Below are 26,669 nucleotides of genomic sequence, written 5' to 3'. Positions count from 1 at the left end.
ACGGACAAGGGAGCTGAGATGACAACATCGCGAACGGCCGCCACGGCGGCGCCCAGCACGTGGCTCACCTGGGAGGTCGTGCCGCGCGGGGTCTCGGAGATCTTCTTCCAGAGCAACACCTGGACCGGCCTGCTGATCCTCGCCGCGTTCGTGGTGGCCGACTGGCAGATGGCCCTGCTCGCCCTGATCGGGGCGATCTGCTCGACGCTCGCCGGCGTGCTCATGCGGGTGAAGACCGACGACATCACGATGGGCATGGCGGGCTTCAACGGCACCCTGGTGGGCGCTGCCCTCTTCGTCGAGCTCGGCGGCGGCAAGGTCTGGACCTATGTGCTCACCGTCGTCGGCGCCCTCGTTTGCGGCCCGGTCACCTGGTTCTTCAACTGGCTCTTCGCGACGCCCGCCCTGTCGCGCTTCGGCCTGCCGTCGACCACGGCGCCGTTCTGCTCGGTGACCGGCGTCATCTACGTCCTCACGACGAGCCTGCACGTCGAGTCGTCGTCGCACCACGCCTTCGATGAGTCGGCCGGCTCGCTGCTGCGCTCGCTGCTGACCAACGTGTCGGAGGTGGTGCTCATCAACAACGTGTGGTCGGGGGCGCTGATCCTGGTCGGGCTGTTCGTCGCGTCGTGGAAGGTGGGACTGGCCGCGGCGATGGGCAGCGTCATCGGCACCCTGTGCGCGCTCGCGATGGGGGAGAGCGCGGAGACGATCGTGGAGGGTCTCGCCGGCTACTCCGGCGTGCTGACCGCCATCGCGCTGTCGGTGGTGTTCCTGCGCAGCACCGTCGGGTCCTGGATCTACGCCGCCGTGGGGGCCGCGATCACCGCGGTCGTCACGGTCGCGATGACCGACGCCTACGGCGGCCCGCACTTCACCTGGCCCTACATCCTCACCACGTGGGTGCTGCTCGTCATCGCGACCTTCATCCCCGCACTGAAGCGACCGTGAGCAGCTCCGACGACCTGGCCTCTCCCGACCCGGACCGAGGCGTGCCACCCCAGACCCGACCCCCCACCCATCCCCAGCCCCACTCCCACCGCAGGGCTGATCACCCCGGGCAGACGATGCGCGTCGAGCTCGACCAGGTGCACGTGATGGGCCGCCGGGACCGCCTGCTCGAGATCGACCACCTCGCCCTCAGCACCGGCGAGTGCGTCCTCGTGGCCGGCGAGCCGGGGCAGGGCCACTCCGCGCTCGCGCTGGCCACCACCGGCCGCCTCGCGCCCACCGGCGGCTCCGTCCGGCTGGTCGCCGACGACGGCACCGTGAGCGACGACATGGCACAGCTGCGGCGGGTCACTGCCGTGGTCGACCTGCCCGGCGTCTCCGAGCCCGACGACGTGATGCCCGTCGAGACCGTCGCCGCCGAGGACCTCGCCCTGGCCGGTCACGACTCCACGCCCGGTGCGGTGCACACGTGGCTGGAGCAGCACGCGCTCGAGGGGTTCGAGGACCACCGGGTCGACGCCGTCGAGGGGGTCGTCCGCACGGCGTTGCTCACCGGGCTCGCGGCGGAGCGTCCCGACGTCCGGTTCCTGGTGATGACGCTGCCCGACCGGCACGGCGGCGAGGCGTACGGATGGTGGCACCTCGCGACGTCCTACGCCGCGCTGGGCTACGGCGTGCTCGTGCAGTGCACCAGGTCGTCCGCGCGCGACCTCGGCGCCGACCTCCCCCCGGCGCGCGGGGGCCACGCCCACCGGATCACGCCCGTCGAGGCGCTGCGCCTGATGCCGTCGGCCGGCACCGCCGGCGAGCTGGGCGACACCCGCACGGTGGTCTCCGACGACCCGACCGAGACACGCGTGCTCGAGGGCACCCCACCGCCCGATCCGGGTGAGCCACCACCCCCACCGCAGGAGAGGAACGAAGGCCGGTGATCGCTCTCCGTCTGGCCATCACCGAGCTGCGGCGCATCAGCGCCGGCACGCTCCCCAAGCTGGCCGTCCTCGCCCTCATCGTGATCCCCACGCTCTACGCCGGCCTCTACGTCTTCGCCAACAAGGACCCCTACGGCTCGCTCGACCGGGTGCCCGCCGCGCTGGTGGTGGAGGACCAGGGCGCCACCCTGACCGACCCGGTCACCGGCAGCTCGGAGGAGGTCAACTACGGCCACCGGATCGCCGAGCGCCTCGTCGACGGCGACGGCGGGTTCGGCTGGGTCGAGACGAGCGCGAAGGAGGCGGACGAGGGGGTGCGGTCGGGCCGCTACGACGCCGCGCTCTACGTCGGCAGCGACTTCTCCGAGGACCTGACCTCCGTGGCCCGCTACGAGCCCCACCGGGCGAGCCTGCGCCTGGTGACCAACGACGCCAACAACTACATGGCCACCACCTTGGCCAAGACGGTCGTCGGCGACGTGCGCAACGAGATCGCCCGGGAGGTCGGCGCCACCTCGGCGAGCACGTTCATCCGCGGTCTCGACGAGGTGCACGTCGACCTGCAGAAGGGACTCAAGGGCGCGCGCAAGCTGGTGGCCGGCACCAAGCGGCTCGGCAAGGGCACCGACCGGCTCGTCAGCGGCACCGGCCGGCTCGCGTCCGGAGCCGCCAGGACGGCGCGCGGTGCCAACCGGCTCGCCTCCGGGGCGAGCCAGGGTGCGCGGGGCAGCGCCCAGCTCGCGAGCGGTGCCACGCAGCTGGCGGGCGGGCTGCGCACCCTGCGCCAGCGCACGTCCGCGCTGCCCGCCGACACCCAGCGGCTCGCCGCCGGTGCCCGGGAGGTGGCCGCCGGCAACGCGAAGGTGGCTGCCATCGGCCGGGACGCCGCCGGCGCGGCCCGCGCGATCGCCCGCCAGCTCGCCGTGGCCCGCGGCGACGTGACGGCGATCGTGCGGCAGCTCGTGCGGCAGGGGCGGCTGACGCCCGCCGAGGCGGCCCGGCTGACGCGGGTCCTCGACGTCGCGCGAGCCGGTGTCGACGACGCCGTACGCACCGCCGAGGGCGCGGCGGGCAAGCTCGGGCGGCTGAGCTCGGGCGCCAAGCAGGTGGCAGCCGGCGCCGGCAGGCTCGCCGGCGCCGCGCCGGCCCTCGCACGCGGTGTGGCCACCGCGGCCGCCGGCGGCGACCGCGTCGCCTCCGGCAGCACGCGGCTCGCGGCCGGCTCGCGCACGCTGGCGAGCGGCGCCTCGACCCTCTCCTCCGGGACCGGCCAGGTCTCGGCCGGCGCCAACCGGCTGGCGAAGTCGAGCACCACGCTCCGCAAGGGCGCCCAGCGGCTGGGGTCGGGCACGACCCGGCTCAAGGACGGCCTGCGCCGCGGGCTGAAGAAGGTGCCCGACCTCGACCGGGCGACCGGCCGCGACACGGCGCGCACGATCGCCGATCCCGTCGCGCTGGACGACGACACGCTGGCCCAGGCGGGGTCGTACGGCGCCGGGCTCGCACCGTTCTTCATGTCCCTCGGGCTCTGGATCGGCGCCTACGTCCTGTTCCTGCTCGTGCGGCCGCTGTCGGCCCGCGCCCTCGCCGCCAACGGTCCCCCCCTGCGCACCGCGCTCGGCGGGCTGCTCCCACCGGTGACCGTCGGGATCTTCCAGGTCGCGGTGATGCTGCTCGTCGTCCGCTTCGGCCTGCGCATCGTGCCCGACGAGCTGCTCGGCACGATCGCGCTGCTGCTGGTGGCGTCCATTGCGTTCGTGGCGATCATCCAGGCGCTCAACGCGTGGTTCGGCACCGTCGGCGAGTTCGCCGGGTTGGTGCTGATGCTGGTCCAGCTCGTCACGGCCGGCGGCACCTTCCCGTGGGAGACGATCCCCGAGCCGCTGCGCTCGCTGCACTGGCTGCTGCCGATGACCTACGCCGTCAACGGCCTGCGCCAGACCCTCTACGGCGGGGAGGACTCCCTCCTCGCGCGCGACCTCGCGGTGCTGGCCGGGGTCGGCCTGGTCGCCATGGCGGCGACGGCGTGGGCCGCCCACCGCCAGCGGGTGTGGACCCCCGAGCGGCTGCAGCCCGAGCTGGTCCTCTGAGCGGCGGGGACCGGCGGGGCTGGGCGGGCAGGGCTGGGCGGGCAGGGCTGGGCGGGCAGGGCTGGGCGGGCAGGGCTGGGCGGGCAGGGCTGGGCGGGCAGGGCAAGAAGGTCGAGTCGGCGCATCCTGACGCGCCCAGCCCGTCGAGTCGGCGCGTCCTGACGCGCCCGGCCCGTCGAGTCGGCGCGTCCTGACCCCGTGTCGTCTTGACGGGCGCGGGCCGGGTGCGCTGACCTACGCGAGGTGACCGCTCGCGCCCCCGCACCGTCCACGAGACGGCGCCGCGAGGCGGGCGCCGGGAGGACCGGGTGGACACGGTGAGCACGCGGGCGGGCACGGACGTGGGCGCGGCGGCGACCCGCGCCGTGGGCCTCGACGTCGGCGGCACCAAGACGCATGGCGTGGTGCTCGCCGAGGACGGATCGATCCTCGCCGAGGCCCGGGAGCCCACGCGGCCCGGAGCCGACGGCGTGGTCGCGACCGCCGCGGAGGTGTACGACGCCCTCGCGCGCGAGGTCGGTGGGCCGCCCGGCCGCGTCGGGGTCGGCGTACCCGGCCTGGTGGACGCCGAGCGAGGGGTGGTGCGGCACGCGGTCAACCTCGGCGTCGACGGCGCCGACCTGCCGCTGCGGGACCTGCTCGCCGCCCGGCTCGGGGTGGAGGTGGCCGTCGAGAACGACGTCAACGCGGCCGCCCTGGCCGCGGGCGCGCTCGCAGGGGTCGACGACGTCGTCTACCTCAGCGTCGGCACCGGGCTCGCGGCGGGCGTGGTGATCGACGGCCGGCTGCGTCGCGGCGCGCAGGCGGCGGCGGGCGAGGTCGGCCACCTGCCGGTCGATCCCGCCGGTGCCCCGTGCGGCTGCGGCCAGACCGGCTGCCTGGAGACCATCGCGTCCGGTCGTGCGCTCGCCCGCGCCTGGCCGACGCCCGACGGCTCGCCGGCAACGGCGGTCTTCACGGCGGCGGCCGCGGGCGACCCAGCGGCCGTGGCCGTACGCGACCGCTTCTGTCGGGGCGTGGCGAGTGCCGTGCGCATCCTGGGCCTGACGATCGACCCCGAGCGGATCGTGCTGGGGGGCGGCGTGGCCGAGCTGGGGGAGCCGCTGCGCGAGCAGGTGGTCCGTCAGCTGCACGTGCTGGGGGAGGGGTCGCCGTTCCTCGCCTCGCTCGGCCTCGCCGACCGGCTCACCCTCGTGCCGTCCGGCCACCCCGTCGCGGCCGTCGGCGCTGCCATCCTGGGCGGGTCGCCGTAGCCGAGGCGGGCGCGGACGTCGTACGAGGCGCCACGGGCTCTGCAGCGTCACGGGCCGCTCGGTAGGTTGTGGCCGTGGAACCCGGCACCTGGATCGATGTCCTGCTCGTCCTCGCCTTCATCCTGGTGGGGGGTGTCTTCGCGGCCACCGAGATCGCGCTGGTGTCCCTGCGCTCCGGGCAGGTCGAGCGCCTGGAGACGCAGGGCGGCCGCGGGCACGCCGTCGCCTCCCTGGCCCGTGACCCCAACCGGTTCCTGTCGGCGGTGCAGATCGGCGTGACCGTGGCGGGGTTCTTCTCCGCCGCCTTCGGCGCCTCGACGCTGGCGCCGTCGTTCGCGCCGGCCTTCGAGAGCCTCGGCGCCCCGGCGCCCGACACGGTGTCGCTGGTGGTCACCACGCTGGTGGTGTCCTACCTCTCCCTGGTGCTGGGCGAGCTGGTGCCCAAGCGCCTCGCGCTGCAGCGCTCGGTGGGGGTGGCCAAGCTGTTCGCGCCGCCGCTGGGCCGGTTCGCGACCGTGATGACCCCGGTCATCTGGCTGCTCTCGCTCTCCACCAACCTCCTCGTCCGGCTCCTCGGCGGCAACCCCGACGCGGCCGGCGACGAGGTCGACGAGGAGGAGCTGCGGATGATGATCTCCGGCCACGAGGACATCCCCGAGGGCGAACGCCGCCTCGTCCACGACGTCTTCGAGGCGGGCGACCGCTCGCTCAGCGAGGTGATGAAGCCGCGCGGCGACGTCGTCTTCCTCGCCGGCGACCTCACCCTCGCCGAGGCGGTGGCCGTGATCGTCGGCCAGCCCTACACCCGCTACCCGGTGACCGGCACGTCGTTCGACGAGGTGCTGGGCTACCTCCACCTGCGCGACGTGCTCGGCCGCGCCGACGACCGCTCCACCAAGGTGGCCGACATCGCGCGCGAGCTGCCGGTGCTGCCGCGCACCAACCGGGTGCTGCCCTCCATCGACCAGCTCCGCAACCTCGGCGCGCACATCGCCCTGGTCGTCGACGAGTACGGCGGCACCGACGGCATCGTCACCCTCGAGGACCTCATGGAGGAGCTCGTCGGGGAGATCCACGACGAGTACGACACCGACGCCGCCATCGCCGCGTCCGCCGACCCGGCCACCCTCGACGCGGGCATGACGATCGAGGAGTTCCGCGAGCGGACCGGGCTCGAGCTCGAGGACGGGCCCTACGAGACGGTCGCCGGCTACCTGCTGCACCGCCTGGCGCGGATGAGCGAGGTGGGCGACTCCGTCCTCGTCGACGGCCGCCCGCTGGAGGTCGTCGAGGTCGACGGCCACCGCATCACGCGGGTGCGCCTGCACGCCGCGCCCGACCCGCACCAGGACACCGCCGCGGACTCGGCAGCGTCGCCGGAGGAGTCCGGCAAGCCGCGTCCGGACGGGCACACGGACGCCTCCCCGGACGCCTTCGCCGACGCCTCCGGCGACGCCGAGGGCCGCCGGGCGGAATAGCGTTCGCACGCTGTCGGTTGTGACCAGTAGGCTGGGCCCGCGGGCTCGGGCCTGCTTGACAACACAAGAGGGGCTGATCGGTTTCGACTTGGGACGTTAGTTCCAGGGGAAGCGGGTCGAGAAGCCAGCGTCATCTCGTAAACGACCGCTGGAAAACCATAGTTGCCAACACCAATCGCAACGACTTCGCTCTCGCTGCCTGAGCAGTGATCGAAGGGTCTGACCGGGCACCCGTCTCCGTCCCGGATCCAGGCCTCATCTAGGAGACTTGCTGGTCACTCTCTGTCAGGAGGGGTGACCGGGACTCAATCCTGACTGGGCCTGTCGGCGACGTGTCTGTGCGAGCGCCGGGGCCGAGAAAAGCGATCTCACTGACTGCACCCGGAGAAGACCTGGATCGACGCTCGAGGACCGGGGTTCGATTCCCCGCAGCTCCACTAATAACACTCAGATAACTTCATCCCTGTAATCTATTTGCCGATACGTAGCAGTGTCTTCCTAGTTGGGGGTGTCCCCGGCTGTCCACCGGGAGACCCGGCGAACGAGGAAGGCAGCCTGTTGCGGGTGGTAGAGGTCCAGCGTGGGCCACACAGGGATGAAGTTCTGAGTGCTCCGTCCGGCAACGGATCGCTTCCCTGGGCGGAGGTGATGGACGCCCTCGATCGGCACCGCGTGCCCGACGGCTTCCCCTTCATCGTCGACGGCGACGGCTCCGTCTCGTCGTGCCGACACCTCAACCTCTACCTCCTGACGGCATGGCAGCAGCGCGCGTACGAACTCGACAGCCTGCGCAAGTTCCACGCCTACCACCTCGCGAGGCTGCTCCGGTTCGTCCGCGCCTGCCACCAGGACGAGCGCGTAGACCTCACGGCAGCCACGTCTGATGACCTCGTCGCCTACCGCGACGCTCGCCGGGACGAGGTGGAGGACTCCACCCTCGCGACGGAGATGGGCTGCTACTCGTCCTTCTTCTACTACGCCACCAAGGTCGGCTGGATGGACCGCGACCCCATCCCGCGCTGGGGTAGGAGCAACCGCAACACCCTTGTGTCCGCCGGTCGTCGCGAACGTCAAGCAAGGTTCCTTACTGCCCCACAGACGCGACACTTCCTCGACGTCGGCATGCGAGGAGACGACTCGCCACCTCAAGGAGCGCCGGGCTATCCCGAAAGGGATTACGTGTACGGACTCCTTCTCGCCACCACCGGGCTCCGTCGCGAGGAGTGCGGACTCCTCCTCGACGTCGAGGTCCCTGCCCCTCACACCATGGGGCCAGAGTCCATCCACGTGTTCGACCGGCTCGGCAAGAAGAACGTCGTTCGCTCGATCTACATCACGCCGCAGGTCGCCCACGCCGTCGACCTCTACCGTCAGACCGAACGAGCCACGGCCATTGGCACAGCGCAGCGCAACCTCCGCAGGAAGGTCCGCGAAGGCGACCTCCTCGTCGTTGACGACGTGGTCGAGCGCCGTGGCCGCCAGTACGTCGCCATGGGTTCCAAACGCATCCCGCTGGTCCGCTTCACCAACGAGCAGCGAGCCAAGGCCGTTCGCCTCCTCGACGACGGCACCATCGAACCGCTGGCACTCCTCGTCTCCCGCCGAGGCATCGCCCCCGGCATCGAACGCTGGGACCGGCTTTTCGCGGACGGACGCGTCCGAGTCCGACAAGCAGCCCACCGCGACCAGCCGCCACGCCACGTGCACGTCACCCCGCACACCATGCGCCACTCGTACGCCGTCCGGATGCTCGCCGCCCTAATGAAGGAAGGGCGCGAACGTGCAGGCGACCCCTACTTCCTCCTGGCCAACCCAGTCCTCACCGTCAAGCAACTCCTCGGCCACGCCAGCGTGCAGACCACCATGCACTACCTCCACGCCGCAGAAACCTGGACCGAGGACCTCCCCAACGCCCTCGCCACCACCGCCGCCGAACTCATCGGCCACACCGACGACGACCCAGGCCCCGACGCCAGCACGATCGACGACGACTGGGACGACTTCGAGGACGACCTACCCAGCGAGGCCACGAGATGAGGGGCTCGTACTCGACCCCGGAAGTGCCGCCCCGGAGGGCGGCCTCGACGGCCTCGACCGACGGCCCGTTCATCTACGAGTGGGTCGTATACGGGGACACCCATCGCCACACGCTCGACCCGTCGACCTTCGCGACTCCCGTCATCGCGACTGAGTTGGGGCGGACCTGGCTTCGGGTGTTGACCGAGTTTGGCCGCTACGAGTCTCAACTGGCCAACGGGCTACGCGAGTTCTTGGCATCCCTCGGTCGACTGCCGCTCACCGACGCGGAGAGGGGTCAGTTCGGCCTCGTCGACCTGCGACGAGCCCACATTGACCTTTGGGAACTCAACATGCTGGCACGGCACCGTGAGGCGCAGTCAGACACCGCCTACCGCAAGGTCGTCTACCTCTTCGCCCTGCTGCGTCGCCACGAGGACGACCACCCCGGCACCCTTCACGACGGCGTGCGGGAACGGCTGGAACGCCAGCCCCGACTGTGGCACCACCGCAACGAAGGGCTACCTGCGCTGAGCAAGGAGGAGGCACGCGAGTGGCGACGCTGGGCCTACCTCAAGGTCCGCAGCGCCCTCGGACAGCCGGACCGAGGCATCGCTGATCTTGACGTCCACACCGCAACCCATGTCCTCCTCAGCCTGTCCACCGGCGAACCACCCGAAGTCCTTCGCGCCCTGACGATCGACGACATCGAAGCCACCACCACGCCAGACGTTGAGGCGGCACTCGTACCGATGTCGCCGAGCGAGCGACTCGCCTACCTCGCAGAACACGACCACATCGAACGCATTCGCGTCCGCTACACCAAGAACCGCTCCGGCGGCGAGGTCTACGACGAGGTCTACGCGCGACGTGACACCGCACCCTTCAAGGCCTTCCGCTGGACCATCATGCTCAACGCATCGGCGCGCGCAGAGTCAGGCAACCCGTCCCTGATCCTCATGCGGGACCCTCGCGGGATCGTGAAGCAGCCACCATGGAGCCGCGTCGAGTACCGGCTGGCGTCGGTGGCAGCGAGGAACGGCGTGTCCTTCAGCGGGCCCAACTACTGGGCCCGACTTCGCAAGACGGTAACGACGCGCGAGGCGCTCGCTGACCCTCGCTCGTACCTGGCCAAGGGCCGACGCCACTCCGCCGAGACGTTCTTCGGCTCGTACACCAACAGCCCAGTGCTGCGCGCCGAAGCCGGACGGATCCTCGTCGAAGGCGTCAACGACCTCTTCGAACGAGCCCTCGCCGGACCCACCGTCGTCACTTCTGAAGCCGAGGAGGCGCTGCGCGCTGGAGCGACGGCACCAGGGCTCGACAACGCCACTGCCGAGGCTCTGGTGGCCGGACGGCTGGACGGGCCTCAGGCGGGCTGTCGAGACCCTCTGAGCAGCCCTTATGAGGCTGAAGGAAACGTGTGCACCAAGTCGATGACTGGTACCTGCTTCGGCTGCCCGAACGCTCTCATCACACGGCACCACCTTCCGGCGGCCATCGCGATCCAAGACCTCGCGCACCCGGACAGAGCAGCGAACCCCGAGACGTGGCTCCATCACTGGAAGCCCATCTACGACACGATCACCGAGGTCATCCTGCCCGCCTTCACCCCGGAGCAAGTCGAGGAGGCACGCCAGCGAGCCGACCTGACCCCCATCGACCCCGGCGTCCTCAACGACATGCGAGAACCAGAGGAGGGCGTGAGGCGATGACTCAGCAGCACGTCAACGAACGCCAAGACATCGAGCCTTGGTCGAACCCATTCACAAGCACCATGCCGGTGTGGCCACACCTCCCCGGAAGCCCTCGTTACGGAGACGACACCTGGGACCTCGCTCCCGTAACGACCCGCATCAACATGGCCGAGCGCTACATCCAACTGAGCCAAGTCCCCGACCGGCACCGAACGACCATCAGGAACGTCCTCACGACCGTGGCAGGACCCGACCGCGATGTCGTCGTCGATGCCGGAGTGGTGCGTCGAGGTGATGGCGCCACGCCAGCCGCCGTGTACAGCCACTTCCTCAAACTCCTAACCATCACGCGCTGGTCCGAGCGGGAAGGCCTCCTGGCGTTCAGCGACTGGACTCAGGCGGACGCCGACCGCTTCCTCGACAACCTTCGCGCCGGAGAGCACCGAGAGGACGGCATTGGGCTGAGTGGCTCGACGATCCGTTCCTACGTCGTCGCTCTGCGACTCCTGCGTGAGTTCAGCGGGGTCCTACCCGACGGGCTCACGTTCCACCCGTGGCCCGGTCGAAGCGCGCACGAGATCGGCGGCGAACAACGGCGCGCCGAGAACGCGAACGCGCCTCTGCCGTGGGAGACATGGGCGCCACTCGTAGCCGCCTCGTGGGCCATCGTCGATCGCTTCAGTGCAGACATCATCGCTGCCACGAACACACGCGCGACTATTCCCAAAGCGCCCCGCGGACCGGCTGGCGCCAACGCCTACGCGGCACTGCTGGACTGGACCGCGCAGAGAGGTCCGATGCCACTACACACCGGCTACGGCCGCACCAACCACAAGCGCGGCGAGCCCAACACGAACCTCCTGCAACGCCTCCTCGGCATCAACGCCACCGTCCTCAAACGAGCCAATCACCAGTACATGCCTGCCGCCGCAGACCTCATCACCCAAGCAGCGGGCGACCCGACCCGCGCAACCTACGGAGGCCTGCACGCCCCGACCGCGACGGTCACTCACCCAGACGGCACAACAAGCCCATGGGTCGACGAACTCGGACTGGGCGAGACAGAGTTCCTCGAAAGCGTGCTCCGAGCCGCCTGCTACGTCCTCATCGCCAGCCTTACCGGCATGCGCGACGGCGAGGTGCAAGAACTCACGCACGACACCCCGACGACCAAGGACGGCCTCCCAGCGCTCCGCAGCATCCAGCACAAGGGCAACGAGATCCCGGACGGCGAACGCCGAGCGTGGTGGGCTCCGCGTCCCGTCATGCGTGCTGTCGAGGTCCTCAGCGCCCTCACCGAGCACGCCACTCACTTGTTCGCCCGCGACGCCGAGAACGCAGGCACCTACGTCCCAACCCGCGACATCGGACGACTCATCGACTTCGTCAACGGCGACCCCACCCAACGGCCTGGCAGGGGACGAGGGCTCGCCTTGGACCCCATCGAGGTGAGGAGGGGAGACGCCATCAACGCCACTACGCTCCGCCGTTCCTTCAGCGTCTTCGCAACCACCCACCCCGGAGCGGAACTGGGACTCGGCATCCAACTAGGACACGCCGCGTGGCGGATGACCAGCGGCTACATGAGTGACGGCCAACAACAGGCCGTCCAGCACATGGACGAAGGCCGCAAGCGAGTGCTCCACCAAGACGCCCTCGCCCTGATCAATGGGGACACACCCGTCGCCGGACCCGCGGCCCACCACGTCACCCAGTTCCGCGCCCAAGTCATCGCCGACCCAGATCGAGCGGAGCGACTGGCTTCGACGCTCGCCGAACGCCTCCACCTCGGCCTTACCAACGACTGCATGTGGAACCCCGCCACCAGTGGCTGCGGCACGGACCGCCCACAACTCGGCGACCACGTCTGTGTAGGACTCGACTGCACCAACGCGCTCGCGCGCCCTGTGCACCTGGGCGTTGTCGTCGATGCCCTCGATCGGATCGACACCTACCTCGACCAAGACCGCGGACACCCCGCGCTCACCGAGCGCATGCGCCGCGACCGCGCCAACCTCGCACGCATCCGCCGCGACCTCGCAGGGGCCGATACCGAGACCGATGACTTGTACGACGACCTCGACGAGGAGCCCCAGAATGCCTAGCCCCACCCGCAAGCGCGTCAGCGACACCGTCATGCAAGCCGTCGCCGATGCACTCGTGGCCATCGAGAACGAGCCGGACGCCCCTCGCACCAAGCGCCAAGTCGAAGCCATCACAGGCAGGAGCCACGACGCCGTCGCTCGCGCCTTCGCTCAGGACAAGGCCGAGAACAGCCCCTACCGTCTCAACGAACGGTTCGCGCGCCTCACTGCCAATCTCACACGCGGTGACAGCCTGAACGAGGCTGCAGTACGCGCGGACCGTCAGACCATCGCTGAACTCCGTCAGAAGAACCGTGACCTGGAGAACCAACTCGACCGCTTCGCAACGGCCCTGTTCGCTCGGTCACTTGACGAGCAGCATGCGCGACCCGAGTTGGAGGTTGTCACACGCATCCGCCGCGACAAGCAGAGCGACTAGAGGTCGGTTGCCAACCGACGGCGTCCCGATCTGATGAGATGCGAACAGTCGGCACGCGCGTCTTCCATACTTGCGGTCATGGCGAAGAAGGGGCTAGCGCGTGAGGTCGCACGTGGGCGCGGTACCACCGACATCTGGATAGACCACGCTGTGATCGAGCCCGCCGACCTCGAATGGCTCGTGCCTGTGCGCAGACTCACGCTCTGGGCGGTCGAGTTGCCAGAGGGCTTCCTCGGTGAGTTGCCAAATCTCGATTGGCTAGACGTCAGGGGAGGTTCGGGAACGACTGCGGACTTCGTCACCGGCTGCGAGCGACTCCGATACCTCCAGATCAACCAGGTCCGAGGGCTGTCGGACGCATCGGCCGTCGGAGATCTAGAGTCCCTCGAACTGCTAAGCCTCTACGGTCTCCCGAGGGTCACGGTTCTTCCTACCCTCGCTCGCCTACGGACGCTTGCTCGACTCGAACTTGGATCCCTTAAGGGACTTCGAACTATCGCTCCCGCGCTCGATGCTCCCGCACTAGAGGAGTTGTTCCTCAGCCGGGCAGTATCAATGGACGCCGATGACCCGCTCCGCATCAGGGATGCGTCTCAAATCAAGGCGTTCTCTTGGTTCGCCGAGGATGTTCCCGACCGGGTCTGGACGCACGTCGTGCGGGTGGTTGACAAGCCCGCGGCTCGCGCAGTCATGCCTTCAGACTGGTTCGCCGAGCGAGGCTAGACGCGTTCACTCACTGATGAGTCGGATCACGTGCTGAGCCTGGTTCTCCAACGACCCCGCGGGGTTCCTCTTCCAGCCGCCGTTGCCGGGGAGAAGCATCGAGAGCCAGAAGCACGCGAACATGCGTCGGTGCGACCTGACTCTGTCGCGCTGCGCTTCGGTGAGCGTCAAGAGGTCAAGCAGTCCCGGCACATCGAGACGGCCCTCCAGCCGCGACGAAGCGTGCTCCACCATGTCTGACACTTCGTAGGCGAGGTCGGAAGCGCCGAACTCCTCCCAATCGACTAGGCGGCATACCTGTCCGTCCCAGATGACGTTGTCAAGGTTTCCGTCGCCGAGAGCGATGACCGGATCGACGATCCACTCCTCAGTTGTCGTGCGGTCGGCAAGCCAGTCCCTGGCGACGTCGACGGCGGCGCGGACGAGAGCAGCGTCGAGGCACACACCCCAGTCGTACTCCACGTCGAGGCGCGGTCCGAAACGATGCTGGAAGGTCGCCGGGTCGTTGGCGCGCACGCCAAGGTCCGACGGTACCGAGATGGCGAAGAGCCGGTGAAGGGCGGCCGCAAGCGCCTCAGACTGGCTGGCGGTGAGCCGAGTTGTCAGGGGGGCGCCGGGAACGCGAGACATGACGACTACCGGCCGTCCATCGACCGTGCTTCGGGAGATCGGACGCGGCACGAGATCGGGGTCCTGACCGTGAAGATGGTTCAGTGCTGCCCACTCTCGCCTGTCTTCACCGTCGGCCCAGGACAGGAAGGTCTTTCGAACAACGTCGTCCGTCATCTTGATGTCGTGGGTATGCAGCACAGGCTCAACGGTATGCGGCCACCCGGTGCTGCGCGGATCAACTTCACCGACACGCGGGGCCCGAAGCGCGGAGCGCGGAGCGTGATCGGAACGCGTGAGGGTCTGCATGTGCCGTAGGCAGCACACGACTGCCGATCGTGTTCAACGTTGGCGAAGGAGAAGGGGTGCTTGTTCTTTGTCGCCTCAGCGCAGATCAGGGCATTCGGTTCGTCAAGGCCAGTAGGGGCTCGGTGGCTCGACGGCCGGGTCGCTGACCTCATACCGCTTGCGGCTCTTGTCGAGCCCGGTGATCTTCACGATGCGCTGCTTGGTCACCGGGTCTAGTTCGGCGACGATGGGGTTGATGGCAGCACAGAGCGCCCCGGAGGCCAGGCCGAAACCGCGAAGGCCCGAGGGCACTTCGTAGGAGATGTGGTGCATGCCCGAGCGCTTGATGGCATCGCACTCTTTCGGCACGTTGAACTGGCCGATGTTCTGTGTGATGAAGGCTTGGAAGCCACGGCGGGCCGCATCGCTGAGGAGCGGGACGTCCTTCTTCCCCGACCAGTCGAGTTCCGAGACGTGCGTGACGTCGTGCCCTCGTAGCAAGTGCCTGACGAGCGAAATGACGGGCTGTGGCACGTCCTCGTCGAGCAGCACCTTCATGCCGATTGGGGTTCTGCCTGGTCGACAAGGTCCGACAACTCGACCGCCCCGTGGATGCCGCCGACGGTGGCAGTCGGGTACAGCGCGATGACGTCGTCCTCGGTGAGGCCATCGTGGATCAGACCGGCAACGGTGTCGTACGGGATGCGGGTGCCTTCGAGCACGGGGTACCCGCCGCGTACCTCGTCGTTGATGGAGAGTCCAGGGGCAGGCGCGGTGAGGTCGGGAACCTTGCGGCCGTCCGCCGTTTCGAAGGACGCGAAGACCTCTTCCATCACCACGCGGATGCCGGGCTGGCCAGGCTGCTCGACGGTGTCGATGTAGTCGCCGTCCTCGGTCAGCCAGACGATCGTGCGACCGGCTGACTTGAGGGTGTGCGCCGACAGGTGGGTATCCGGGGCCACCTGTTGCAGGTGGGCCACAGCGCGGCGCACCCGCTGAAGCGACGTCTCTTTCCGGAGGCGAACGCAGATGCGCAGCGCAACCACGTCGCGGAAGGAGTACAACGCCCTCGGCGAGACGCCGTACTCAGGAAGCAGAAGGGGCCCCTGCCCGTTGTCGCGGCGCCAGTACGCCAGTTGCGCTGGGGTCGCGCCAGTGAGGGTCGCTGTCAGACGACTGTTGTACATCCCCGCCCCTCCTTTGGTCCTGTCGTGGGGAGTATGCCCGCTCAGAGTCGTGTCCTCGACGTCTTTCGACCGAGGACCACCGGAAGTGGTGGGTCACGCGCCCCTGTTGTCAACGTAGGGCTTCGGTGTGACAGAACGCGGGACCCCCGACTCGGCCATGCCCCTGGTGTCGACCCGACGGCTTGGTGGTCAACCCGGCCTTGCCCTTCCTCAGTGTCGGTGCCGTCGTCGACAATGAGCGTCGGAGCGGCATCGGTGCGCGGGTGACAGGCGGATCGCGGCCGCTGGCGGGTGAACCAGGGGACTGGTGTCAGGGCCCTCGGGTTCACCCGACAACAGGTCGGGGCACAGTGGTAGGTGAACCGACTGGGTGGTTCGAGCCGCTGTTGCAGGCGGCTCGAACCACTGTCGGCTGCCGCTCGTACAGTGCAGCCATGGAGCCGGACGCCATCCAGGAGTACGCCAACGCTGTGGTAGCCGCTGTGATGCCCACCTTGCGCGCGACGGCGGCCACTTGGGCGGCCGTCGACATCGTCGCCCCCGAACCTCAAGAACTGGCACAGCGACTGATGGACGCGTGGCTGACGGCTGCCTGCCGGGCCGTCCAGCCGTAGGAACGAGCAGACGGCAAGCGCGACTCCTCATCCGGCCAACGGGGGTCGTGGCGCACATCTCTTCCGGGCAGCCAGGTGTCTCCCGGTGAACAGCCGGGACACCCCCAACTAGGAAGACACTCCTACGTATCGGCGCTCCTGAGGCTGGGAGACATGGCGCACAGGAAGACACCCCGATGTCACAGTTAACTCCACTGAGAGGTCTTCGCAAAATAAGCGTGGACTCTTCGCAGAATTGCCGGTCCCGGTGGGTCACCCCATCGAGAGCCAGCCCTCTTGAACGAGAGCCGCTCCGACACCCGTCGGTGCGGCTCTCGTGCGTGGCCTGCCAGTCCGTCACAAGCAATCCGTCTGCGCCGACCTCACGCGGCGGGCGGGGCGACTGTCGCGTCGTGTCTACCTGATCGGATGAGCGCCTCGGCGATGAAGCCGGTGACTTTCAGGTCCTCGACGAAGGTACGCAGGAATCCGACCGTCTGGGGGCTCCGGGTCCGCGTGGTGCCCACGGCCTGCTGGATCTCCATGAAGCACGGCTCGAGCAGCCGAGTCCCGGGATGGGTTGCGACGAAGTCGACGACCGGCTGCCTGATGCCCGCGGCGACCTCCAGTTGCTGCTCAGTGAACGTCGCGGTGCCCTCGCTGCCACGCACCACCTCTGCGTGAGCCAGGGTGCGGGTGAGGAACAGGTCGTAGGCGGACCCCTTCTTGACCCCGACCCGGACGCCCGGGCGGTCCACGTCGGTGGCAGAGGTGAGAGGCGAGTCGTCGGGGACCGCGAAGACCCCCTCGATGAGGGCGTACGGCGCGGTGAAGGCGACTGTCTCTTCGCGGGCAGGGTCGACGGCGAGGAAGCAGATGTCGGCCCGACCAGCGGCCATCGCCTCGAACGAGTCGCGCGCGGCGTCGAAACAGATCAGCTCGACCGGGATCCCGAGCCGAGAGCCGAGCTCCCGGGCAATGTCGACCGTGACGCCGGCGGGAGCGTCGGGTGTGCCCTGGGCGAGCACGGGGTTGCCGAGGTTGATCGACGCACGCAGGGTGCCGGACGGAGCTAGATCGTTGGTGATGTCCACGAGCCGCATGGTGCCAGCCGTGTCGCTCGTGGCAGCGGGCGACGTTCCGGTCCCGGTGGGTCACCCCGCTGAGAGCCAGCCCTCGTGAACGTGAGCCGCTCCGACACCCGTCCGGAGCGGCTCTCGTGCGTCAGAGCCAGTGGCGCCCATGTGATGGTTCTCGTGCCTGGGGCGGCACCCTTGGGGTCGTGACCGAACTGGGAGTACTCCGGACGACTGACGGCACCGCCAGCTTGCGGCGAGCTGTCATCGAGGACGTTCCGAGCATCGTGGACCTATTGACCGACGATCCGATGGGGGCGGCGCGGGACGGGAGCGATGACTCGAACGGCCTGCAGCCTTACGTGCGGGCCTTCGCGGCCGTCGACGCGGACCCTGCACACCTCCTGGTGGTGGCCGAAAGACACCACCAGGTCGTGGCAACCATGCAGTTGAGCTTCCTTCCCGGACTCGCACGTCGGGGCGCGCTTCGAGCACAGGTCGAGGCGGTGAGAGTGCACGCCGACCTGCGCAACAGCGGTCTGGGCGGGGCCCTACTGATGTGGGCAAGGGGCGAGGCTGAGCGCCGCGGCTGCGCGCTGATCCAGCTCACGAGCGACAAGCAGCGGCCCGAGGCCCACCGGTTCTACTCAGGACTCGGGTTCACCGCTTCGCATGTGGGCTTCAAGCTGGAGCTGTAGGCACTGTGGGCGGGCGGCCGGCCCTGCGTGTGAGCTCATACCGACCTGGATCCGCCTGTCACACGCCTCCCATCAGGTTCGGATGCGAGCGCACCGGTGGGTGCTGAATCTGTTGTCGGAGGGTGCAGATTGGCGGAGCAGTTCGCGGAATGCGACTGCTACGAGCTGCGCGATGGCGGCCAACCCCGACCTCACGCCCGGACTGGGCGGGCAGGGATGGACTGGCCTTGGAACGGGTCGGGCTCAGCCGTGTCCCGGTAGCGGTTGGCGACTGCGTCTGCCCGAGCGTGCAGGGAGACGCGCAGCTCACGCGGGGCGATCGCTTCAGCGTTGATACCGAGCTGCCACAGCGCCCACTCTGCGTGCCAGAGATCTTGGAAGGTGACTTCGAGCCGCAGCCAGCCGTCTGGTTCGGGCTCCTCGACGCGAACCGCTTCGGCCATGTCGAGGAGGTCATCCCGCCGCGCCGCGCTCACCCGTACCTGGACGGGGACGTGACCCTCGGACAGGAACTCCGCGCACCGCTGTGCCCAGACGTGCTCGAGGTCGACCTGCTCGGGTCGCTGAGCCGGTTCGGCAAGCTCTTCGGCGGCGCGGATGCGCGATAGTCGAAGGGTCCGGTCGGTGCCGGACTCGGTGACCAGGAGGTAGCCCGTGTCTCGCACGGTGACCAGGCCGATCGGGTCCACTGTGCGCCACTGGGGTGTCTGGCCTCGCGAGGCGTAGTGGATCCGCAACCTGCGGCCGGCGAGGACCGCGCGTCGCACCACCGTCAACGTGGCGTCGGGCAGCGCGTCTCGGCTCAGGCGACGGGAAAGGAGGTCGGTCTCGGGGTTGACCAGGAATCGCTGTGCCGCGTTGCTCGCGGCGACCTGATGGCTTTCGGGCAGCGCGTCAACGATCTTCCGCATCGCTGAGGCGAGAGCCGTTCGGAGTCCCAGAATCTGCTCGCCTGAACCCGAGTCCGCGGTGAGCAGCGCGAGCGCTTCCTCGTGGTTGAGGCCCGTGAGCTCGGTGCGGAACCCCGGCAGCAGCGAGTAGCCACCGTGCCTGCCGCGTTCGGCATAGACGGGGACGCCAGCCGCAGAAAGGGCTTCGATGTCGCGCATGACGGTGCGCGTGGAGACCTCGAGCTCCTTGGCCAAGGCAGTGGCGGTCAGCTGGCCGCGCTGACGCAGCAGAAGGACCAAGGACACCAGCCGATCAGCGCGCACCACGAAGACGCTACCGAATACCTGACACAAGGTGTCGTGATTCAGCGTCAGGGTGGTGACGCGGGGCCGACCGCGGCCCGCGAACGGGGGAGACTCCGGAGGCAATCTGATGGGAGCTGATGTGGCGATCGAACGAGTGGCCGTCAACCCCGTGGGGTGGTCGGTGGAGATGGGGTTCAACCAGGGCGAAGTGGTCACCGGCCACACCCGGACGTTGTACTGCTCTGGGCAGACCGCGATGGGGGCCGACGGAACTCCCCGTCATGAGGGAGACATGGCAGCACAGGTGAGGTTGAGCCTGGACAACCTGGAGGCGGTGCTCGCCGCGGCCGGCATGACGCTGGCCGATCTCGTGCGGCTCAACGTCTACACGACCGACGTCGACCTGATCTTCGAGCACTACGGGGTGCTGGCGTCGCGGCTGGGAGCAGCCCAGGTGGCGCCGACCACCACGATGCTCGGCGTGGCTCGGCTGGCGATCCCCGGGCAGATGATCGAACTGGAAGGGACGGCAGTCGCCTGAGCGGCTGCCGCTGCCGCACCGAGCCCCGCCCGGCCTGGCCTCCTGCCCGCGCCATCCGGCATGGGCACTGTGGCCCGTCCGCAGACCGGCCGGCCGCGTTACCGTCCACGGGTGTGCTTCTCGGTGGGCGCCGATCTGACGGCGGGCGTGGTCCTCCTCCCCGTCGGCGTGTTCTGCCTGAGCGAGGTGCGCACGCTGCGTGAGGTGCCGTTCGCCTCGCTGCCGCTGCTCTTCGCGCTCCACCAGCTGACCGAGGCCCTCGTCTGGCACAGCGCGTCCGACATCTTCTCGCCCGGGGTCCAGCACGCCGCAGCGATGGCCTACGTCCTCTTCGCGTTCCCAGTGCTTCCGATCCTGGTGCCACTCGCGGTGCTGCTCCTCGAGCCGAAGGGGCGCCGCCGGCGGGTGACCCCGTTCGTCGCGCTCGGCGCGGTGGTCGCGGCCTACCTGCTCTGGGCGGTGCTCAGCGGCCCGCTCGAGGTCCGGGAGGAGCCGCACGCGCTGGTCTACGACGTCGGCCTGACCTTCGGGCCGATGTGGGCCGTGCTCTACGTCGTCGCGGTGATCGGTCCGTCGGTGCTCTCGGGCTACCCCTCCATCGTCGCCTTCGGGCTGCTCAACCTCGTCGGGCTCACGGTCGTCGCCATCGTCTACGTCCAGGCGTTCGCGTCGCTGTGGTGCGTGTACGCCGCGCTGACGTCCGCGCTGATCACCGTGCACATGGTGCTGCGCCGCCGGCTGTCCGACCTCCACCGCCTCGAGGGTCAGGCACTGGCGCCCGCCTGAGGCGGCGCCGACGCGGGGGAGAGGGAAATTCCTCGGATCCGGCCGGTCGCCGGTGCATCCAGTGGGCGGTGTGGTGCGGAGAAGGAGGTGACCGCAGATTGCGGTCACCCACGAGAGGACATGCCAATGAACGTGTTCCGCCGCACCACCGCAACTCTCGCTCTCGCCCTCACCACGGCACTGGTCGCCCCAGCTGCCGCCCACGCTGCCGGCTCCGGATCGGGGGGCGCCGGCGCCACGGGGACGAACAGCCTGGCCTCGGTGCTCACCGCCGACGGCAACCAGTTCGACCGCGACTGGTACGACTACGACATCGTCACCGAGGCGGTGCTGGCCGTCATCGCCGCCGACTCCGACGCCAACAGCCCGGTGCGCCTGCTCGCCGACGGGTCGGTGGCGCTGACCGCGTTCCTCCCCAACGACCGCGCGTTCCAGGTGCTCGTCAAGGACCTGACCGGGCGGTGGGTGCGCTCGGAGGCGGACGTGTTCGCCGCAGTCGCGAGCCTGGGCATCGACACGGTCGAGAACGTCCTGCTCTACCACGTCGTCCCGGGCGCCACCATCACGGCCCGCGACGCGCTCCGGTCGAACGGCGCCCAGCTGACCACGGCGCTCGGGCCCACGATCGGCGTCAAGGTGCCCTCGCGGTTCCTGCCGATCATCATCCTTCGGGACCAGGACCCCAACGACGTCGACCCGATCGTCAACCCGCTCGCTCTCGACATCAATCGGGGCAACGCGCAGATCGCCCACGGCATCACCTTCGTCCTGCGCCCGGCCGACCTGTGATGTGACAGGCCAGGCGTAGTCGAGCACGAGGGCCTCCGGCGGGACGGGTCTCCCCCACCCCATCGCCGGAGGACCTCGTCGCTACGCCTCGGACCGCGCCGGTCCGGTGCGCGGTGGCAGCCGGCCTACTTCGGGGCGCCGGCCTCGAGCTCGCCCAGCAGTCGGTCGAGCAGGCGGCGAAGCGTACGGGCCTCGTCCTCGCTCAGGTCGATGCCCTCCACCAGCCCTGCCGGCACACCGGCCACGTCGGCGCGGAGGGCCAGACCGCGCTCGGTGGGGGCGACCAGCACCCGCCGCTCGTCGGCGCGGTCGCGGGTGCGGGTGACCAGGCCGGCCTGCTCCATCCGCTTGAGCAGCGGCGTCAGGGTGCCCGAGTCGAGGTGGACCCGGCCGCCCAGCTCGCCGACCGTCAGCGGACCGTCGGCGTCCCAGAGCGCGAGCAGGCAGAGGTACTGCGGGTAGGTCAGGCCGACGCCCGCCAGCAGCTCGCCGTAGCGCCGGGTGAGGGCCCGCGACGTCGCGTAGAGCGGCAGGCAGATCTGCTCGTCGAGCGCGAGCTGCGGGTAGTCGTCCACGACGTCGATGATACTGGTTGTGCAATTGAATTGTGCGCAATATGATCGAGCACATGGAAACTGTCTACACCGCAAGCGCCGTCGCCACGGGCGAGGGCCGCAACGGCCACGTCGAGTCCACCGACGGCCTGCTCGCCGTCGACGTCCGCATCCCGAAGGAGATGGGAGGCCCCGGCGGGGCGACCAACCCCGAGCAGCTGTTCGCGGCCGGCTACGCCGCGTGCTTCCACTCCGCGCTCCACGCCGTGGCCCGGGGCTCGGACGCGGACGTGTCGGAGTCCGAGGTCGTGGCCGACGTCTCGATCGGCGACAACGGCAAGGGCGGGTTCGGCCTGGCCGTCGCCCTCGAGGTCACCCTTCCCCGCGTCGAGCGCTCGCTCGCCGAGGAGCTGGTCGAGAAGGCGCACCAGGTGTGCCCCTACTCCAACGCCACCCGCGGCAACATCGAGGTCCGGCTCACCGTCGCCTGACGGAGCGAGCGGCCGGCGTCGGGCTAGACGTCGAAGACGTTCCAGCAGATCGGGTTGCGACGTCGTTGGTCCTCGAGCACCAGCTCGCGGACCTCGCGGGGGAGCCGGGCGTGCTGCCACCGACACTCGGCCGCACGCGCGGCCGCCTGGCGCTCGGTCCCCGCGGCGGCCATGGCCGCCCTGATGGCGTAGGCCGCAGCGCCGAGGTCGTGCTCGGGCACGTGCGCGACCACCGCGGCCTGCCCGGCGGCGTACGCAGCGAAGCGCGGCGCACCCGCGAGATCGCGAGCGGCTCCCATCGCGTGGTCGCCCGCGGCCCGCGTGCGCATCATCGGCAGCTCTCCCCGGACCCACGCGCGGACGGCCTCGATCGCCTCCCGCGGCCGGGGGTCGTCCCCCCGAGCCTGTTCGAAAAGCGCCAGCACGTGCTCCGCGCACGCGGCGGCCCAGAGGGCGAGCCGGTGATGGTCCTCGTCGCGCAAGGTCCCTCCGCGCCGGATCGTCACCAGGCGCTGGTCACGGACCTGCGGCAGGATCACGGGCCGACGCTACGTCACCAGCAGGACGCCCAGGCGCCGCGGGCGTGGGTGCGGGCGTGGTCGATCGCGCGGACGTACTCCCGGTGCCGCGCCACCGGCTTGCCGCCGAACACGTACGGCCGGGTGTGGCCGTCCCACGCTTGGCGGAACGACAGGTCGCCGTAGCCGCCCTTGCGGCCGACGTAGCGCAGCAGCCGGCCGTAGCGGTCCTTCGCCGCCTGGGTGCGGTCGGAGACGAGGGTGACCGTCGAGCCGACCGGCGCGAGCCGGCGCAGGTTGGCGGTCGCGGCGTCCGCGCCGCACCGGCCGCGCTCGGGGGTGTCGATGCCGAGCATGCGCACCGAGACGTGGGCACCGCTGCGCAGCCGCACGCGCAGCGTGTCGCCGTCGGTGATGCGTACGACGTCGCCCGTCTCGCGGTACGTCCGCGGGCCTTGCTGCTGGCTGTCGCCGGCGTGCTGCTGCGGCGAGGTCGTGCCCCGCCCGATGCACGGGCACGGGTTGGACTCGCACGCGACGCCGTCGCCGTCGTCGTCGAGGCGGTGCGGGTCGCCCGCGCCGGCTCCGAGGAAGAAGTGCTGGGCGGCGGCCTGGCTGGCGAAGTCGCCGCAGTCGCGGTCGACGACGGCGGACGCCGGCACCGGCGCGGTGGCGCTCAGGCCGAGCGCCACCACGGCCAGCGCGAGCGCGCGGACGATCGTGTCGAGCATGGTCCCCCCACGGGATCGGGTGTGCTGAGGGGCAAGCCTCACACCGCCGCGCCCGGCGCGTGGCCGGAACGGGAAAGCCGAGGCGGCGCATCCTGACCGCCGGATGGGGTCGAGTCGGCGCATCCTGACCGCCGGATGGGGTCGAGTCGGCGCATCCTGTGCCTAGACGCGCCGACTCGACGGGCTGGGCGCGTCAAGATGCGCCGACTCGACCGCTTGGTCAGCCGGCGTCCTCGGTGGAGGCTTGTCGCCGCGTGCGCCAGCCCTTCTTCGCGGCCCGGCTGCGGCGCCGGCGGGCCCGTTCGGCCTCCTCCACGAGTCGTTCGGCCGCCCGCTGCTCGCGCCGCGCGGCGGTCTCTTCCCGGCGGCGCTCGGCCTCGAGCACGGCGGGGGAGCGGACCGGCCAGACGTAGGGCAGGTCGTCGGGGACGCCGGGAAACCGCTCGCGGTAGAGGTCAGGATCCTTGCGCACCAGCGCCGAGCGGTGGCTCAGGTGGAGAGCCGGGTCGCCCAGCCACGCCGGGAGTGCGCCGGCCGCGGCGAGCTCGGCCTGCGTACGCACGCTCGTGATCCCGGCCTCGGCCAGGTCGGCGGCGATCGTCGCCGCGCACGCGTCGCCGAAGCCGAGCTCGAGCCACACGTCGCAGCAGGTGAGGCCGTAGCGCCCGAGCGCCTCCTCGTGGCCCTTCCACATCAGCGTCGCCGGGTGGTTGGCCCACCCGTAGCCCGGCACGGTCAGCGCCCGCACCACCTGGATGGTCTCCACCCGTTGCTTGCCCAGCCGCTTCTGGTCCAGCGCCCGCGCCGACGCCTCGAAGTCGGGGTAGGGGAGGAAGGTCTGCACCCGTTCGAGGCTAGGTGGCGCTCCGGGGGCCACGCCCCACCCCGACGGCCGGTCGGGGATTCCTCGGAACGTCCTCGAGCCGCCTGCCGTCCCGGCCGCATCTCGGGCCAGGACGGGCCGACTCGACGGGCTGGGCGGGTCAGGACGCGCCGACTCGACGGGCTGGGCGGGTCAGGACGCGTCTGGCAGCATCCGCGGGGTGGACGGATGCGTGTTCTGCCAGATCATCGCCGGCGAGCTGCCCGGGCACCTGGTGCTGGAGACCGACGACCTGGTCGCCTTCCTGGACACCCGGCCGGTGTTCAAGGGCCACGTGCTGCTCGTGCCGCGTGCCCACCTCGAGACGCTGCCCGACCTGCCGGCCGACCAGCGCGACGGGTTCCTGGCCGCGGCCCAGCGGCTCGCGACCGCGGTGGTGGACGCCCTCGGTGCGCAGGGGTCGTTCGTCGCGATCAACAACACGGTCAGCCAGTCGGTGCCGCACCTGCACCTGCACGTGGTGCCGCGGACCAAGGGCGACGGGCTGCGCGGCTTCTTCTGGCCGCGCACGAAGTACGCCGAGGGCGAGGCGGCGGCGTACGCCGAGCGGTTGCGGGCTGCCCTCGACTCCTAGCCGGACGGGCCGCCACCTCACCCCGGCGATGTCGTACGCTCCCGACGCCGCACCACCGCCAGCACGCCGACGACCGCGGCTGCGACCGCGGCCAGCGTCGGCACGACGAGCGCCCGCTGGTAGTCGCCGAGGGCGGCCCCGTCGGCGTGGCCTGCGCCCAGCGCGACCGTGACGCCCGCCAGGCCGAGCGCCCCGCCGAACTGGAACGCGGTGTAGACGACGCCACCGGCGGAGCCCTGCTCGGCCTCCGGCACCCCCTCGGCGGCCAGCGAGGTCAGCGGTCCGTAGACCAGGGCGAACGCCGCGGCGACCAGCAGCAGGCTCGGCAGGAAGTCCACGTAGGACCAGTCGTTCCCGAGCCCGAGCAGGCGGCCGAACGCGACGGCGGCCGCGACGAGGCCGGCGGTCATCACCCGGGCGGCGCCGAAGCGGCGGACCAGCGACGGCGTCAGCAGCGGCGCGGCCACCAGGTCCAGGCCCATGATCGCGAAGGTGAGACCCGCCTCGAGCGGGCTCCAGCCCCGCAGGTCCTGGAGGTAGAGCGTGACGGCGAACTGGAAGCCGAAGAAGGCGCCCATGAAGAGCAGGCCGGCGAGGCTCGCGTGCAGGAGGAGGCCCTCGCGCAGCATCCCCAGGCGGAGCAGTGGCGAGGAGTGGCGGGACTCGATCGCGACGAAGGCCCCGAGGAGCACCACCGCCGCGCCGACGACGAGGACCGCGGCGCCGAGCGCGCCGCCCTCGCCGACGGTGATCACCGCGTAGACGACAGCCACCATCCCGGCGGTCGCGGTGAGGGCCCCCGCCACGTCGAAGCCTCCGGGTGGGCCGTCGTGCTCGTCGGGCCGGATCAGCCTCGCGCCGGCGACCAGCAGGACCAGGCCGAGGACGGCCGGGCCGAAGAAGACCAGCCGCCAGCTCGCCGACGCCAGTACGCCGCCCGCGACCGTGCCGAGCACGAAACCCGCCGCCCCGACCGAGCCGTAGACGACCAGCGCTCGGTCGCGCAGCGGCCCCTCGGGGAAGGTGGTGACGACGATGCCGAACCCGGCGGGCGTCAGGAAACCGGCGGACACACCGGTCGCGAACCGAGCCAGGACCAGCACCCAGTCCGCCGTCGCCAGGCCCCCGAGCACCGAGAAGGCGACGAAGATGACCAGCGCGAGCAGGAACACGCGGCGCCGGCCGGCGAGGTCGGCGGTCCGTCCGCCGAGCAGCATGAACCCGGCGTAGCCGAGCACGTAGGCGCTGATCACCCAGTGCGCCGTGCCGGCGGTCAGCCCGACGTCGGCCGCGATGACCGGCACCGCAACGTTCAGCATGGCGATGTCGATGCCCTCGAGGAACAGTGCCCCGCAGACGACCATCAGCAGGCCCCAGGACCGGAGCGTGCTCGCTCGGTCGGCCCCCGTCTCCATGGCCCGGTCGGTCACGATGCCTCCAGTTCCGATTCGTGTCTTGGTTACCACTTGTAACCATGTCTCATCGTGAGGAC

The 26,669-nt window shown here is 70.2% G+C and carries 27 protein-coding genes and 1 other RNA gene; 18 read left to right on the top strand and 10 right to left on the bottom strand.

All coding sequences use genetic code 11. From position 1 onward, the window contains the following. Positions 1-18 precede the first annotated feature (18 nt). The 11 genes from AC54T2_RS13370 to AC54T2_RS13320 all read left to right on the top strand — a co-directional run bounded on the left by AC54T2_RS13370 (position 19) and on the right by AC54T2_RS13320 (position 13,663). The gene (locus AC54T2_RS13370) at positions 19-951 is read left to right on the top strand and encodes an urea transporter (protein ID WP_186340679.1); all 933 of its coding nucleotides are present in this window, start codon (positions 19-21) and stop codon (positions 949-951) included. A 116-nt stretch (positions 952-1,067) separates the two neighbouring features. After that, the gene (locus AC54T2_RS13365) at positions 1,068-1,883 is read left to right on the top strand and encodes a P-loop NTPase family protein (protein ID WP_186340680.1); all 816 of its coding nucleotides are present in this window, start codon (positions 1,068-1,070) and stop codon (positions 1,881-1,883) included. Then, positions 1,880-3,973, top strand: coding sequence for a YhgE/Pip domain-containing protein (locus AC54T2_RS13360; RefSeq protein WP_496666406.1), 2,094 nt, complete (start codon positions 1,880-1,882; stop codon positions 3,971-3,973). Before AC54T2_RS13365 ends, AC54T2_RS13360 begins: the two co-directional genes overlap by 4 nt. A 317-nt stretch (positions 3,974-4,290) precedes the next feature. Next, positions 4,291-5,226: an ROK family protein gene (locus tag AC54T2_RS13355; RefSeq protein WP_496666405.1), complete on the top strand. Its 936-nt coding sequence runs from the start codon at positions 4,291-4,293 to the stop codon at positions 5,224-5,226. A 74-nt stretch (positions 5,227-5,300) separates the two neighbouring features. Beyond that, complete coding sequence (locus AC54T2_RS13350) at positions 5,301-6,704, top strand: hemolysin family protein (RefSeq protein WP_496666404.1); 1,404 nt, start codon at positions 5,301-5,303, stop codon at positions 6,702-6,704. 69 nt (positions 6,705-6,773) lie between these two features. After that, positions 6,774-7,144, top strand: a transfer-messenger RNA (tmRNA) gene (gene ssrA, locus AC54T2_RS13345). A gap of 208 nt (positions 7,145-7,352) precedes the next feature. Beyond that, positions 7,353-8,741: a tyrosine-type recombinase/integrase gene (locus tag AC54T2_RS13340; protein WP_496666403.1), complete on the top strand. Its 1,389-nt coding sequence runs from the start codon at positions 7,353-7,355 to the stop codon at positions 8,739-8,741. Further along, the gene (locus AC54T2_RS13335; RefSeq protein WP_496666402.1) at positions 8,738-10,435 is read left to right on the top strand and encodes a hypothetical protein; all 1,698 of its coding nucleotides are present in this window, start codon (positions 8,738-8,740) and stop codon (positions 10,433-10,435) included. The genes AC54T2_RS13340 and AC54T2_RS13335 overlap by 4 nt, the downstream gene beginning before the upstream one ends. Further along, complete coding sequence (locus AC54T2_RS13330) at positions 10,432-12,522, top strand: hypothetical protein (RefSeq protein WP_496666401.1); 2,091 nt, start codon at positions 10,432-10,434, stop codon at positions 12,520-12,522. Before AC54T2_RS13335 ends, AC54T2_RS13330 begins: the two co-directional genes overlap by 4 nt. Further along, positions 12,515-12,940, top strand: coding sequence for a hypothetical protein (locus AC54T2_RS13325; RefSeq protein WP_496666400.1), 426 nt, complete (start codon positions 12,515-12,517; stop codon positions 12,938-12,940). The genes AC54T2_RS13330 and AC54T2_RS13325 overlap by 8 nt, the downstream gene beginning before the upstream one ends. Positions 12,941-13,018: 78 nt before the next feature. After that, on the top strand, positions 13,019-13,663 hold the full coding sequence (locus AC54T2_RS13320) for a hypothetical protein (RefSeq protein WP_496666399.1): 645 nt from the start codon (positions 13,019-13,021) through the stop codon (positions 13,661-13,663). Between the two features lie 6 nt (positions 13,664-13,669). Here AC54T2_RS13320 and AC54T2_RS13315 read toward each other — a convergent pair whose 3' ends face one another. The 3 genes from AC54T2_RS13315 to AC54T2_RS13305 all read right to left on the bottom strand — a co-directional run bounded on the left by AC54T2_RS13315 (position 13,670) and on the right by AC54T2_RS13305 (position 15,747). Next, positions 13,670-14,473 carry an aminoglycoside phosphotransferase family protein gene (locus tag AC54T2_RS13315; RefSeq protein WP_496666398.1) on the bottom strand — a complete coding sequence of 268 codons (804 nt, stop codon included), beginning with the start codon at positions 14,471-14,473 and terminating at the stop codon, positions 13,670-13,672. A 210-nt stretch (positions 14,474-14,683) separates the two neighbouring features. Then, on the bottom strand, positions 14,684-15,118 hold the full coding sequence (locus AC54T2_RS13310) for a PIN-like domain-containing protein (protein WP_496666397.1): 435 nt from the start codon (positions 15,116-15,118) through the stop codon (positions 14,684-14,686). Then, entirely contained in the window at positions 15,115-15,747 is a 633-nt protein-coding gene (locus AC54T2_RS13305) for a DUF433 domain-containing protein (RefSeq protein WP_496666396.1), read from the bottom strand. Before AC54T2_RS13305 ends, AC54T2_RS13310 begins: the two co-directional genes overlap by 4 nt. A 434-nt stretch (positions 15,748-16,181) precedes the next feature. Here AC54T2_RS13305 and AC54T2_RS13300 point away from each other — a divergent pair, with 434 nt between their 5' ends. Continuing rightward, complete coding sequence (locus tag AC54T2_RS13300; protein WP_496666395.1) at positions 16,182-16,361, top strand: hypothetical protein; 180 nt, start codon at positions 16,182-16,184, stop codon at positions 16,359-16,361. A gap of 362 nt (positions 16,362-16,723) precedes the next feature. Here the strand turns inward: AC54T2_RS13300 and AC54T2_RS13295 are convergent, their stop codons facing one another. Then, positions 16,724-17,443: a transporter substrate-binding domain-containing protein gene (locus AC54T2_RS13295; RefSeq protein ID WP_496666394.1), complete on the bottom strand. Its 720-nt coding sequence runs from the start codon at positions 17,441-17,443 to the stop codon at positions 16,724-16,726. Positions 17,444-17,622: 179 nt separating this feature from the next. Between AC54T2_RS13295 and AC54T2_RS13290 the strand changes: the two genes are divergently transcribed. After that, the gene (locus tag AC54T2_RS13290; RefSeq protein ID WP_496666393.1) at positions 17,623-18,114 is read left to right on the top strand and encodes a GNAT family N-acetyltransferase; all 492 of its coding nucleotides are present in this window, start codon (positions 17,623-17,625) and stop codon (positions 18,112-18,114) included. Positions 18,115-18,305: 191 nt separating this feature from the next. On the opposite strand, the gene AC54T2_RS13285 is transcribed toward AC54T2_RS13290, so the two are convergent. Continuing rightward, complete coding sequence (locus AC54T2_RS13285) at positions 18,306-19,328, bottom strand: helix-turn-helix transcriptional regulator (RefSeq protein ID WP_496666392.1); 1,023 nt, start codon at positions 19,326-19,328, stop codon at positions 18,306-18,308. 127 nt (positions 19,329-19,455) lie between these two features. Here AC54T2_RS13285 and AC54T2_RS13280 point away from each other — a divergent pair, with 127 nt between their 5' ends. The 3 genes from AC54T2_RS13280 to AC54T2_RS13270 all read left to right on the top strand — a co-directional run bounded on the left by AC54T2_RS13280 (position 19,456) and on the right by AC54T2_RS13270 (position 21,426). Next, positions 19,456-19,851, top strand: coding sequence for a RidA family protein (locus tag AC54T2_RS13280; RefSeq protein ID WP_496666534.1), 396 nt, complete (start codon positions 19,456-19,458; stop codon positions 19,849-19,851). 111 nt (positions 19,852-19,962) lie between these two features. Beyond that, the gene (locus tag AC54T2_RS13275) at positions 19,963-20,637 is read left to right on the top strand and encodes a DUF6629 family protein (RefSeq protein WP_186340695.1); all 675 of its coding nucleotides are present in this window, start codon (positions 19,963-19,965) and stop codon (positions 20,635-20,637) included. A gap of 126 nt (positions 20,638-20,763) precedes the next feature. Further along, complete coding sequence (locus tag AC54T2_RS13270) at positions 20,764-21,426, top strand: fasciclin domain-containing protein (RefSeq protein WP_186340696.1); 663 nt, start codon at positions 20,764-20,766, stop codon at positions 21,424-21,426. A 125-nt stretch (positions 21,427-21,551) separates the two neighbouring features. On the opposite strand, the gene AC54T2_RS13265 is transcribed toward AC54T2_RS13270, so the two are convergent. Continuing rightward, on the bottom strand, positions 21,552-22,001 hold the full coding sequence (locus AC54T2_RS13265; RefSeq protein WP_241005169.1) for a MarR family winged helix-turn-helix transcriptional regulator: 450 nt from the start codon (positions 21,999-22,001) through the stop codon (positions 21,552-21,554). Between the two features lie 41 nt (positions 22,002-22,042). Between AC54T2_RS13265 and AC54T2_RS13260 the strand changes: the two genes are divergently transcribed. Further along, positions 22,043-22,471, top strand: a complete 429-nt coding sequence (locus tag AC54T2_RS13260; protein ID WP_206054404.1) for an organic hydroperoxide resistance protein — start codon at positions 22,043-22,045, stop codon at positions 22,469-22,471. 23 nt (positions 22,472-22,494) lie between these two features. Here AC54T2_RS13260 and AC54T2_RS13255 read toward each other — a convergent pair whose 3' ends face one another. The 3 genes from AC54T2_RS13255 to AC54T2_RS13245 all read right to left on the bottom strand — a co-directional run bounded on the left by AC54T2_RS13255 (position 22,495) and on the right by AC54T2_RS13245 (position 24,564). Further along, on the bottom strand, positions 22,495-23,010 hold the full coding sequence (locus AC54T2_RS13255; protein WP_496666391.1) for a putative immunity protein: 516 nt from the start codon (positions 23,008-23,010) through the stop codon (positions 22,495-22,497). A 14-nt stretch (positions 23,011-23,024) separates the two neighbouring features. Further along, positions 23,025-23,720 (bottom strand): excalibur calcium-binding domain-containing protein, encoded by a 696-nt coding sequence (locus tag AC54T2_RS13250; RefSeq protein ID WP_496666390.1) that lies wholly within the window; start codon positions 23,718-23,720, stop codon positions 23,025-23,027. Positions 23,721-23,940: 220 nt separating this feature from the next. Continuing rightward, positions 23,941-24,564: an MSMEG_6728 family protein gene (locus AC54T2_RS13245; RefSeq protein WP_496666389.1), complete on the bottom strand. Its 624-nt coding sequence runs from the start codon at positions 24,562-24,564 to the stop codon at positions 23,941-23,943. A gap of 199 nt (positions 24,565-24,763) precedes the next feature. Here AC54T2_RS13245 and AC54T2_RS13240 point away from each other — a divergent pair, with 199 nt between their 5' ends. Continuing rightward, positions 24,764-25,177, top strand: a complete 414-nt coding sequence (locus AC54T2_RS13240) for an HIT family protein (protein ID WP_186340700.1) — start codon at positions 24,764-24,766, stop codon at positions 25,175-25,177. Positions 25,178-25,194: 17 nt separating this feature from the next. Here AC54T2_RS13240 and AC54T2_RS13235 read toward each other — a convergent pair whose 3' ends face one another. Continuing rightward, positions 25,195-26,607 carry an MFS transporter gene (locus AC54T2_RS13235; RefSeq protein WP_241005168.1) on the bottom strand — a complete coding sequence of 471 codons (1,413 nt, stop codon included), beginning with the start codon at positions 26,605-26,607 and terminating at the stop codon, positions 25,195-25,197. Between the last annotated feature and the right edge of the window lie 62 nt (positions 26,608-26,669).

The sequence above is a fragment of the Nocardioides sp. Z35_8 genome (genome assembly GCF_059621125.1).
This window is presented reverse-complemented; position numbering and strand designations above follow the sequence as displayed.